7 protein-coding genes and 1 tRNA gene are annotated in these 12,450 nt (G+C 30.7%); 6 read left to right on the forward strand and 2 right to left on the reverse strand.

The window, feature by feature from the left end; genetic code table 11:
- Positions 1 to 379 precede the first annotated feature (379 nt).
- The 3 genes from ACZYT4_RS09910 (at position 380) to ACZYT4_RS09920 (ending at position 8,577) form a co-directional block, all read left to right on the forward strand.
- Complete coding sequence (locus tag ACZYT4_RS09910) at positions 380 to 1,723, forward strand: glycoside hydrolase family 1 protein (protein WP_463785205.1); 1,344 nt, start codon at positions 380 to 382, stop codon at positions 1,721 to 1,723.
- Positions 1,724 to 1,793: 70 nt separating this feature from the next.
- Complete coding sequence (locus ACZYT4_RS09915; protein WP_463785206.1) at positions 1,794 to 2,813, forward strand: LacI family DNA-binding transcriptional regulator; 1,020 nt, start codon at positions 1,794 to 1,796, stop codon at positions 2,811 to 2,813.
- Positions 2,814 to 2,910: 97 nt separating this feature from the next.
- A complete protein-coding gene (locus ACZYT4_RS09920) occupies positions 2,911 to 8,577 on the forward strand; it encodes a discoidin domain-containing protein (RefSeq protein ID WP_463785209.1) in 5,667 nt (1,888 codons plus the stop codon).
- Positions 8,578 to 8,612: 35 nt separating this feature from the next.
- Here ACZYT4_RS09920 and gltX read toward each other — a convergent pair whose 3' ends face one another.
- Positions 8,613 to 10,022: a glutamate--tRNA ligase gene (gene gltX, locus ACZYT4_RS09925; protein ID WP_463785211.1), complete on the reverse strand. Its 1,410-nt coding sequence runs from the start codon at positions 10,020 to 10,022 to the stop codon at positions 8,613 to 8,615.
- Between the two features lie 48 nt (positions 10,023 to 10,070).
- Between gltX and ACZYT4_RS09930 the strand changes: the two genes are divergently transcribed.
- Positions 10,071 to 10,146: transfer RNA gene (locus ACZYT4_RS09930), tRNA-Gln, on the forward strand.
- Positions 10,147 to 10,396: 250 nt separating this feature from the next.
- Here the strand turns inward: ACZYT4_RS09930 and ACZYT4_RS09935 are convergent.
- Positions 10,397 to 11,158: an SDR family NAD(P)-dependent oxidoreductase gene (locus ACZYT4_RS09935; protein ID WP_463785213.1), complete on the reverse strand. Its 762-nt coding sequence runs from the start codon at positions 11,156 to 11,158 to the stop codon at positions 10,397 to 10,399.
- A gap of 110 nt (positions 11,159 to 11,268) precedes the next feature.
- Here ACZYT4_RS09935 and ACZYT4_RS09940 point away from each other — a divergent pair, with 110 nt between their 5' ends.
- Together ACZYT4_RS09940 and ACZYT4_RS09945 are read left to right on the forward strand one after the other, a co-directional pair.
- On the forward strand, positions 11,269 to 11,835 hold the full coding sequence (locus tag ACZYT4_RS09940; protein WP_463785214.1) for a TetR/AcrR family transcriptional regulator: 567 nt from the start codon (positions 11,269 to 11,271) through the stop codon (positions 11,833 to 11,835).
- A gap of 142 nt (positions 11,836 to 11,977) precedes the next feature.
- Complete coding sequence (locus ACZYT4_RS09945; protein ID WP_463785216.1) at positions 11,978 to 12,196, forward strand: hypothetical protein; 219 nt, start codon at positions 11,978 to 11,980, stop codon at positions 12,194 to 12,196.
- The last annotated feature ends 254 nt before the right edge of the window (positions 12,197 to 12,450 follow it).

The raw sequence follows: 12,450 nt of genomic DNA on the forward strand, positions 1-12,450 counted from the left end.
ACGTTCTTATATTAAAAAAGTGCTTTATCATATACAAATAAATTAAATAATTATTCTTTGTTTTCTATGAATACTGATTATACTGTAATCATTGAATTTTTAGGTGGATATTTAAGTTATGAGTTTTTTTATTAATAACGGTTATAAAGGATTGGATATTAAACATTAAACAACGGATTTCTGTTTTATGATTTATTATCTATAAGCTTTAAAATTTTAGTCATTAATATGAGATCTTCAATTATTTTGCAATTAATTTTTTTTAAAATTTAAAATTATTTTTCAAGTAGAAAGTTTATTTTTTCAAGTAAGAAATGATTGTGTTTCAAGTAGAAACAAGGGATAATGTCGGTTGTAGTGAATGGAAGGAGTCAATATGATGTTAAGAAAAGATTTTTTATGGGGTGGAGCAGTGACTGCTCATCAAAGTGAAGGTGCATATAATGAAGGAGGAAAAGTTCCAGCTGTCTGTGATTTAACTGTTACTGGAAAATTCTCTGATTTTAAAGATGGCATTGATAGCTATCATAGATATCAGGAAGATTTTGATTTGTATCAAGAAATGGGATTTAATGCTTATCGTTTTTCAATGGACTGGTCAAGATTGATGAGTGATGAAAATACATATAATGAAGCAGGGTTCAAATTCTATGACCAATTTATTGATGCATTAAAAGAAAGAGGAATGGAACCTATTCCTACATTATATCATTTTGAAATGCCAGTAGTTTTACAAGAAAAATATAATGGTTTTGCGAATAGAAAAGTTGTTGATATTTTTGTAGAATTATGCAAAAAAATTGTAGATCGATATAACGATAAAGTTAATTATTGGATTATTTTTAATGAACAAAATGGAATACTACAAAAAGGACCAAAGATGTTTTTTGGTGGAGTATGTCCTGAAGGGATGAACCCACAAACATTTGATAATCAAATTATGCATAATACATTAATTGCTCATAGTTTAGTCAATGACTATATTCATCAACAGGGTGGAAAAGTCATGGGTATGGCAACTGTTGTACAAAGTTATCCTGAAACTTGTCATCCTTTAGATACACTTGAAAGTATGAAAGCACAGAGTGAAGCGTATGTTTTCTTAGATGTTTTTGCAAGAGGACATTACAACTCTTATTATTATGCAAATATGAAAAATGAAGGAACAATGCCTGAAATTCTTGATGGTGATTTAGATATTTTAAAATTAGGAAAAACGGATTATTTATCTATTAGTTATTACATGTCTACGATTTCTCATTATGGTGAAGAAAGTTTAACAAATGTTGAAGATGTTGTGATTAAGAAAAATCCTTATTTGGAAATGTCTGAATTTGGATGGACAATTGATCCTGTAGGTTTAAGAATTACATTACGTCAATTATATGATAGATATGAGATGCCTATCTATGTTGTAGAAAATGGTTTTGGATGTGATGATGAAATCAATGAAAATGGTGAAATCATTGATGATTATCGCATTGATTATATGAGAAAACATATTGCGGAAATGAAAAAAGCTGTCGAAGAAGGAGTAGACTGTCGAGGATATCTTGTCTGGGGTCCTATTGATATTTTAAGTAGTCGTGCGAATATGAATAAACGTTATGGTATGGTTTATGTTAATCGTACAAATGATGATTTGAAAGATTTAAAGAGAATGAAGAAAAAATCTTTTGGATGGTATAAACATGTTATTGAAACAAATGGGGAAGAATTGTAAAAGTCATGAATACATGGCTTTTTCGTTTATCTGATGATATATTATAAATAATAGGTGTGGAGGTGAGCATATGAAGGTGACTATGAAAGATATAGCCAAAAAATTGAATATTTCTATTAATGCTGTTTCAATTGCATTAAATGATAAACCAGGAGTCAGTGATGAAATGCGTTTATTGATTTTACGTACAGCTGATGAGATGGGATATATTAATGAAAAGAGGAAATATTTATCTGTATTTTCAAGGTCTAATATTTGTATACTGATGCAGAGTTATTATGCTGATACAGGGCATTTTTATTCCATTGTTTTAAAATCTATTGTGGAAGAAGCTAAGAATTTAGGGTATTCATCTATAATGAATTATTTTGAAGATCAATATATGGATATACCTGAATGTATTGTGGAAAGAAAAGTCGCTGGAATCATTATTGTAGGTAAGATTTCTGATATGAATTTAAAAAAATTGAAGACAACGGGAATACCAATTGTATTAGTTGATTTTACATCATTGTATGATAGCTTGGATTGTGTATTAACCCATAATAAACAGGGTGGTTATATGATGACGAATTATATTATACAAAAAGGATATCAAAAGATAGGGTTCTTTGGTGATTTAGATTATTCTTTAAGTTTTCAAGATCGTTTTTTAGGATATAAAATGGCTTTGATGAATCATCATATGATTCAAACATTTCATGATAATACATATATTCAAAAATATTCTTTCTTAGATCACATTGAAAAATATGTTCTCAATCACCAAACGGATGAAATAGAAAAAAGACTTCAATCAAAAGAATTACCAGAAGTTCTCATTTGTGCGAATGATTCTAATGCTTTTATTGTCATTCAAGCATTAACAAATCTAGGAATAAAAGTTCCTGAAGATATAGGTGTGACTGGTTTTGATGATACACCTTTAGCAGCCAAGTTGAATCCACCCCTTACAACAATGCAGGTACAAAAAGAAAGTATGGGAAAGGAGGCAGTCCATCGTTTAGTGGATCGTATTCAAAGAAAGGACTATATTCAAAAAACTGAATTATTAAGTGTTCAACTTATAGAAAGATCTTCTGTTCAATGAAGATCTTTTTTTCAAGTAAATGTTTATTGTAATTCAAGTTATATTATTTAAAAATATATGGTGTGGTAAGCGTTTACAAGGAAAGGGAGGTCTATTCATGATAAAAAAGGTGTTAAAAGTGGTATTATCATTTGTACTATCGCTTGGAATGGTTATAAGTTCTTTAAGTGTGACATGGGCGGCTAATGATGATTTTGCAACAATCAAATCACGTCTTAAAGAGTTTATGATTTCTCAAAATACTTTTGATGATGGTGCAAAAGTAGAAACATGTTATGTAACTAAGGCAAAAGATTATCTTGATATGATTCAAGAAGACGGTTCTTTTGCAGATGTGGATTATACAATGACAGGAAGTGCAGCCAATGGTGGGGCATGGGAGCCTTATTTGGCATTGGATCGTCTTCAAGCTATTGCAATTGCATATCATGTTAAAGGTAATGATCTTTATCAAAATAAAGAAGTCATTGAAAAATTAAATTTAGCTATTGCACATTGGACAAAAGCTAACAATGGCAGTGAGCCAACAAATACAAACTGGTGGGAAAGACAAATTGGTATCCAATTAAGATTTTCTCGTATTGCTTTGATGATGGATGGAGTAGAAGGTATTACAGAAGATACAATGAATACTTTACTTTATAAATTATTAGAGAAAACACCAGAAAAATATGGGACAGGTCAAAACAATCTCTGGTTTGATCAAAATTATGTATACTACGCTATTATTACAGAAAATGGTACAAAGTATAAAGATTCTTTAAAAGATAGACATATGATTGATCTTAAAGAATTGGTTGATAACTATTTAAGTTATTGTTTAGTTGTACAGGAAGATGACAATACTGCTGAAGCTGTACAAGTAGACAATAGTTTCTATATGCATGGAAGACAGTTTTATTCTAATGGGTATGGTCTTTCTATGTTTAGAGATATGAGTTACTGGCTTTATATGCTCAATGATACAGCCTATGAATTTGATCAAGATATTGTTGATTTAATGGCTGATTACATGTTAGATGGAACAAGCTGGACAATTAGAGATGATATTATGGAATTGTATCTTGGTTATCGTCCATATGACTTAGCTATTGGTTATAAAAATTATGCATCGGCTTATATTTTGCCATTACAAAGAATGATCAAAGTTGATCATGAACGTGCTAATCAATATCAGGCTATTTTAGACAATATTACTGATAAAACTACAACAAATGGTAAAAATGGAAATTATTATATGTGGCGTTCAGCTTATGCATCACATATGCGTAACAATTATGGTGTCAATATTAAGATGGATTCTAATCAAGTTATTGGTGGAGAATGGCGTGGAAGCTGGACTGGTCAAGAAGATGGTGGACAATTGATTTATTGGACATCTTCAGCTTCATCTTATATTACTGTTGATGGTGGAGAATATAACAATGTTTATCCAACTTATGACTGGGCACATGTTCCAGGAACAACAACCGCTGCACGTGTTGTTGAAGATTATTCAAATTCTGGACGTTTTACAAATGGAACAGAACATACGATTGGTGTATCTGATGGAAGATATGGGGCAACAGCCTATGATATGAATAAAAAAGGAACACAAGTCAAAAAAGGATATTTCTTCTTTGATGATGAATTTGTCGCATTAGGTGCAGGAATCAATTCTACAGAGAAAGTCAATATTCATACAACACTCAATCAAAGTGAAGCTAAAGATGTCAATGTCGGTGGAACTGTAGTTCCAGACGGAACAGTTGATGAAACATATAACACAAAATGGTTATATAACGATGATATTGGATATGTCTTTTTAGAAGATACTGATGTTGTGGTTAGTAATGCAAAACAGGATAATCCATCATTATGGACAGAAGAAGCTAAAAAAGGTGTTGCACCAGCATTTAAAGCTTATATTAATCATGGATTAAATCCTGATAATGAAAGTTATGCTTATATTGTTGTACCAGATAAGAGTGTCAATGAAGTTAAGAGCTATGCTGAAGGAACAATTCCTGTTGAAATTCTTTCTAATACAAGTGAAATTCAAGCTGTAAGACATAACGGATTAAAGATTACACAAATTAACTTCTATAAAGCTGGTTCATTAGATTTAAAAAACGGCATGACAATTACTGTTGATAAACCTTGTAGTATCATTGTTGATGAATCAAGTGATGTCAGAAAAATTTCATTAGCTGTGAGTGACACAAAGGCTAATGAAACAGTGAATGTACAAATGAAAGATGATAATCATGAATCACAAACAACATTTGTATCATCTGGTTTACCTTATGCAGGTCAAACAATGACAATGAATGAAAGTGCGGATAATCATTATCAAACAAGTTCACAAGTGGAGGGTCATGGAATCGAAAAAGCATTTGATAATGATGAAGCAACATATTGGCAAAGTGAATCTCAACAAGATCAATGGGTAAGTTTCTTTACTGAAAACAATAAACATTTATCTACACTCAATATTCTTTGGGGTGAAAACTTTGCTAATGATTATGATATTTATGTATCAGATAATGGTCAAAAATATGAATTGTTGAAATCTGTGACAAATGGTGATGGTGGAGAAGATATCATTGATTTAAATGGTGTTTATCCATATATTATGATTAAATTTGGTAATGGTGCAGGAGCAAATTATCAAATTAAAGAAATGACATGGAAAGCAAGTGAATCACTGGCTTTAAATAAAGAGGTTGAAGTCAGCAGTACTTCAACAAATGATCCAGGTAATACAAAAGAGAAGGCTGTTGATGGAAATACTTCAACAAGATGGAGTTCTCTAAGAAATGAAGATGATAACTGGATTATTGTCGATTTAGGGCATTATGCACAAATTGATGCCATGAGTATTCAGTGGGAATCAGCATGTTCTGATGATTATGATATTCAAGTATCAAGCAATAAAGTGAATTGGACAACTGTTGAAGATGGTAAGAAAACTTCTAGTGAATATCTTGATAGTTATAGTTACGATGAGCCTGTTTATGGACGTTATGTGAAAGTTCATTCACATAAGTCAACACAATTAAAATATGGTATTAGTATTTATGAATTATCTGTTTATGGAAAGTTTGTAGATGAAGATATAGCATCTAATAAAAATGCATTTTCAAGTACAATTAAGGATTTAAATTTACCAACAAATGCAATTGATCATAAATCAAATACATCTTGGATTTCTGAAAAAGCCGGAGAACAATGGATTTATGTAGAATTAAAAGGTATTTATGAAATTTCACATATGGATATTGAATGGGGAACAAATTATGCTTCTCAATATGAAATTCAAATATCTGATGATGCACAAAATTGGACAACGATAAAAACAGTCGAAGGACAAGGAAATACTGAAACAATTACTGATTTAGGTAATCAACAAGTAAAATATGTGCGTTTGAAACTCAATAAATCAAGTGGAGATAATTATCAGATTGCACAATGGTCTATTTATGGTAATCTTGTTGAACCTGATATTCAAGAAAATATTGCTTTCAATAAAGAAGCAACTGCTTCATCAGTTTATAACAATGTTTATGATGCGAGTAGAGCTTTTGACGGAAGCTTTGAAAATAATGGTGGAAATAATCAATCAAGATGGGTTTCAAATCGTGAATCTAATGATGAATATATCCAAGTTGATTTAAATGGTATTTATGATTTAAGTGGTGCTAAACTTTACTGGGAAGGTAATGGAGCTAAAAAATATGAAATTGTAGTATCAATGGATGGTGAAGAATGGACGCAAGTCTATTTACAGGAAAATGGGCAACCTGGTATTGATGAAATTGTATTTAATCAGGAAGTTCAGGCAAGATATGTGAAAATGCATGGTATTGATATAAGCAATAATAAATATGGTTATTCATTATGGGAATTCGAAGTTTATGGAAAGTTCAATCATGATATTGATGAACCGGAACCTAAGGTCAATGTTGCGTTAAATAAAGATTCTAAAGCAAGTTCAGAATTTATTGATACAAAAGATGGAAACAAACAATATTATTCATCACTTGCTTTTGATGGTTCTACAGATTCAATTGATGGAAAACAGTCACGTTGGGTATCTTTAAGAACAAAAGAAACACCAGATGCTAAAAATGAATGGATTTATGTTGATTTAGGAGCAAATTATGATATCTCAAAAGTTGTTTTAAATTGGGAAGGGGCTGGTGCCAAAGAATATAAAATTCAAGTATCTGATGATGCCAAAGAATGGAAAGATATCACACATATCACAGATGGTAATGGTGGTATAGATGAGTTTGATTATGATAACGTTACTGGTCGTTATGTGAAGATGCAAGGAATAGAACCAGGTGGTGTATATGGCTTTTCATTATGGGAATTTGAAGTCTATGGTGAGGCTATCCTAGATGTTGAAGGACCAAATGAAAATATCTCTTTCAATAAAGAAGCACAATCAAGTTATGAATATAAGACACATAAGACTTCTTTAGCTTTTGATGGTTTAGGTATTGGACAAAATGCTGCAGATGGTACAGCATCACGTTGGGTATCATTAAGAAAAAAAGATGCTGATGGTCAAGATTATAATGATCAATGGATTTATGTCGATCTTGGTGGTACTTATGAAATTAATAAAGTTGTATTAATGTGGGAAGGAGCTGGAGCTTCAGAATACAAAGTTCAGGTATCTGATGATGCAAAAACATGGACAGATGTGGCTCATATCAAAGATACAGATGATGGAGTAGCCATGCTATCTGTTGATGAAACAAAAGAGGGTAACAATCGCATTCAAACATTGACATTTGATACTGTTCAAGCAAGATATGTGAAGATGCAGGGAATTACACCTGCCAGTGAATATGGTTATTCATTATGGGAATTTGAAGTTTACAATACAACAGATTTAGATTTATTAGTTGAAGCATATGATCAATATAAAGATTTTGATGTTTCTTCTTATACACCAGCAAGTGTAGCTCAGTTTACAGAAGCATTAAATGCTCTTGTCGCATTAAGTAATGATAAAACAACGACAAAAGAAGATATTTTAAAAGCTATTGAAAATCTTGAAACAACAGTTTCAACTTTAACAAAACTGGCGGATAAGACAGAATTAAGTACAGCTATTGATAAGGCTTCTCAGAGTTTGGATACTGTAAAATATACACCTGATTCTATTACAAAAGTGACTGAAGCATTAGAAAAAGCAAGAAAAGTTTTCAGTAATGATAATGCAACTCAAGATGAGGTGGATGAAGCTATTGAAATTTTAAATCATGCCATTGAAGGACTTGTTGAAAAGGCTCGTAAAGATAATTTAACATCTATCTTTAATGAAGCTTATCAACTTGATAAAGAACAATATACAACAGATAGTTACGCAAAAGTAGAAGCATTGTTATTACAAGTTGAAGCAATCATTGATGATGAAAATGTATCACAAAAAGATGTTGATCAAATGTATGAACAATTACGTCAAGCATTAGATGCTTTGGTTGTTATACCTTCTGAAGAAGAAAAACCTGGTGAAGAACCAAAACCAGAGGAAAAACCTGAAGAAGAAACAAAACCTGAACAAAAACCTGATAGCAATATTGAAATAACTGTTCAGCCTGATCAAAAACCTCAAGAAATTGAAAAACCTATTGGACAAGTCGCAAATACAACAGAAACGGTAACGCAGACAGGAGATACAACATCTCTATTACCAATGATGATTCTTTTGATGGCTTCTGGAGCAGGGTATTATGTTATCAAGAAAAGTTCTTTATTTAAAAAGTAATATAAAAAATACGGTGTCATAAGGCATCGTATTTTTTATAAGTATGTGTTAATATTTTGAATAGCTGCTTGAATGCGGTGCAGTGCTTCTTCTTGACCAAAAATATGAATTAACTCTACAGCACCACCCGCACTTGAACGTTTGTTTGTTAATGCAGCTCTAACAGGTTCCATGATTTGACCATTTTTCATTCCATTTTCTTTGGCAAGATTTCTAAAGAATGTAAGAATGTCATCATTGTTTTGAAAATCTTTGATTTGATCAAGATTTTCTTCAACAAGCAATAAAGCATTTAATGATTTTTCTGAATTCGTTTTAAATTTTTTATGTGTATAAATAGTTATATCAAATGGCAAAGGTTGATTTATAAAATTGAGCATATCTTGTATGATACTATCTTGAATTTGTAGCAGTCTAGGCTGTAATACATGAGAAATCTCTTCATAATCAACATCTTTATTTATAAATTGATAATGAGGTAATAATAATTTATGAAAATCTTGAAAAGGCATACTACGTAAATACATACCATTCATCCATTTGAGTTTTTCTATATCAAAAATAGCAGGAGCTTTAGAAATACGTTGAATACTAAATTGTTGTATGAGTTCATTGAGTGAAAGAATTTCATCTCCTTCTGGAGCCCAACCTAATAAAGCAATATAATTTATAATGGCTTCTGTTAAAAAACCTTGATTCTTTAAATCCTGATAAGAAGCATCACCATCACGTTTGCTTAACTTATGTGTTTCATCCTTATTAACAGAAGGCAGATGGATATATTGAGGAATATCCCAACCAAAAGTCTGATAAATCAAATTATACTTAGGTGTACTGGAAAGATATTCATTTCCTCTGATAACATGGGTAATCTTCATGAGATGATCATCGATAACATTGGCAAAATTATAAGTTGGATAACCATCACTTTTAATAAGAATACCTTCATTTAAAGTTTGATTGTCTACTTCAATATGGCCATATACCAGATCATCAAAAGCAGTCATTCCATCTTGAGGAATGGTTTGTCTAATGACATAAGGAATACCATCATTTATTTTTTGTTGTACTTCTTCTTTGGTTAAATGATGACAAGGATCATCACCATCTATTTCATGATGACAAAAACAATAGTGAGCTCCTCCTTTTTGAATCAGTTCTTTCGCATAGCGATGATAAATATCTAATCTTTGAGATTGAATATAAGGTCCATATTGACCACCCATTTGAGGCCCTTCATCGTACTGGAGACCTGTTTCTTCTAAAACCTGATAGATAAAATGAAGAGCATCTTTCACTTCTCTTTTTTGATCAGTATCTTCGATTCTTAAAATAAAGTCTCCATGTTCCTTTTTAGCAATCAAATAGCAATATAATGCAGTTCTTAAGTTGCCAATATGCATATAACCAGTAGGACTAGGTGCAAAACGTGTACGTATTTTCATTTTTTTCTTTACTCCTTTAAAAAAAAGTTATATAATAGTTTTTGTGATTGGGGTATAGCCAAGTGGTAAGGCATCAGACTCTGAATCTGACATTTCCTTGGTTCGAATCCAAGTACCCCAGCCAATAGAATATTTAAAGAATCGTTTAACGATTCTTTTTTTTTATTGTTGAATATTATGAAATAAACAATGCATTGTAAGGCAAAGATTATCTCATGCAATGACTCTTGTTTATTATAAACATAAAAATATCTTTTATCAATTGTAAACAAGGGATTCTCATTATTTATATTAAAGTATATAAAAAACAGGTTAGTGAAAGCAAGATTATCTCACTTTCATTGACCTGTTTTATTTTAAACCATAAATTATTTTTATTGAATTGTGACACCACCATCAACAATAATGGATGCACCTACTATATAGCTTGCCATATCACTTCCTAAAAAAGCACAAACGTTTCCAATTTCTTCAGGATATGCTAGTCTTCCCATAGGTATATTGGATTGAGTGAGGATGGCTTGAAATGATTCAGGATCTTCATTTTTGAATTTCTCAATTAACGGAGTCATAGTAGCACCTGGGCACACTGCATTGATTCGTATATTATTTTTAATTTCTTCTAAGGCAGCTGATTTTGTAAGGCCAAGAACAGCATGTTTACTGATGTTATATGATGAAAGGCCAGGGTTGCCTTGTAATCCAGACACAGATGAAATATTGATGATTGCACCTTTTCCAGATATGTGCATATCTTTAATTTCTTCTTTCATACATAAGAAAACACCATTCAAATCTAGTTCCATGACATCATTTAATTCTTCTATTGGCATATCAACAACATTCAGAGTTTTTCCTTGTTTACCTGCATTATTGACTGCAACATCTAAATGCCCAAATTCTTTAACTGTGAAATCAATCATTGCTTTAATATCTGCTGCTTGAGTGACGTCTGCCTTATAATAAGCAGCTTTTCCACCAGCTGTATTAATTTCCTGGACAACTTCTTTTGCGGCTTCTTCGTTATAATCAACGACAACGATTTTTGCTCCTTCTCTAGCAAATACTTTTGCAATACCTTTACCAATACCACTACCACTTCCTGTAATCAAACAAATTTTATCTTTTAATAACATTTTATAGCTCCTTTCTCTTTTTTAAATTATAATATAATATCATTATATCTAGATAAATTTAATAATACTATAAGCAATTATTGGAGTGGACAAAAAGGAGGATTATGTTTATGTTTTTGACTCAAAAGCAAAAGGATACATTGATAGCGAATAATGAAGAATCTAAAAAAATTGTAAGATCGTGTCTTCAAGAATCTTTAATTATTTTATTAAAAAGTCAATCCTATGAAACACTCACAGTTACTTGCATTGTAAAAAAAGCTGGAGTATCAAGATCGGCATTTTATAAGAATTATACTTCAAAACAAGATTTATTTATTCAAACTATAAAAAATCAAGTAGAAAAATTCGTAGGAAAATTAAATGGTGATGCTTATCATGATTTAAATGTTATTTTTTCTCAAATATCTGAGCATAAGGATTTTGTTAAATCTGTATTTGACAATCATCTTTCTTCTATAGTTCTTGATGTTTTGAATCAAAAAGTGGCAACAAAAAAATATGATTATTGTGATATTATATGGACTGGAATCCTTTTTAATACTATTAATATATGGATTAATCAGATACCGGAAAAAAATGTCCAAGAAATTACGAACGAACTTTATCAAGCGTTATTTATGTTTTCCAATCAATTTCAAGATAAAATTCGAATTTCAAATAAAATGAACTCATAATTCTTAACTGAGTTCTTTTTTTTGATGAACCGAGGTGTGTTTTAAAAAAAATTTATAATATGAAACGCTACGTGTTTTATCTCTAATTTAAGAGTATATTTTTCTTTGATATTATGGTATATTATAAGCAGAGGCGATATTCATGGATTATAAATTGAATGTAAATGATTTTCCAACTTCTAATGGTATTTCTAAAATACCTACAGATTTATTAACGAAAATGATAAAAATTTATAATGATAGTATTGATGAAGAATTTGAAAATAGAACTTTAGAAAAATATAAGCTCATCAAAGAAGGAAAAATAAAAACACATACTGAAGAAGAATTTTTTACTATTTTGGAAGAATCAGGGCTTTAATGTGTATATGTTTATTGTTTCTACAGAAGTGAACATATTTTTTAATCAAAAATGGAATGAGAATCAAAGAAGAATGACAAAAATGTTTTAAATATAAATCCTAGATTATAACCCGTTATTCATAGCCATGATAATTTTATATACATTCACTAGCTTTTTTATGCTATAGATAATAATAACAATGACTGAAGCAAATCATCATTAAAATTAAAAGTAAAATAATATGTTAGGAGTTGTTTTTTCAACTCCTTTTA

This window comes from Massilimicrobiota sp. mt181 (assembly GCF_055420065.1).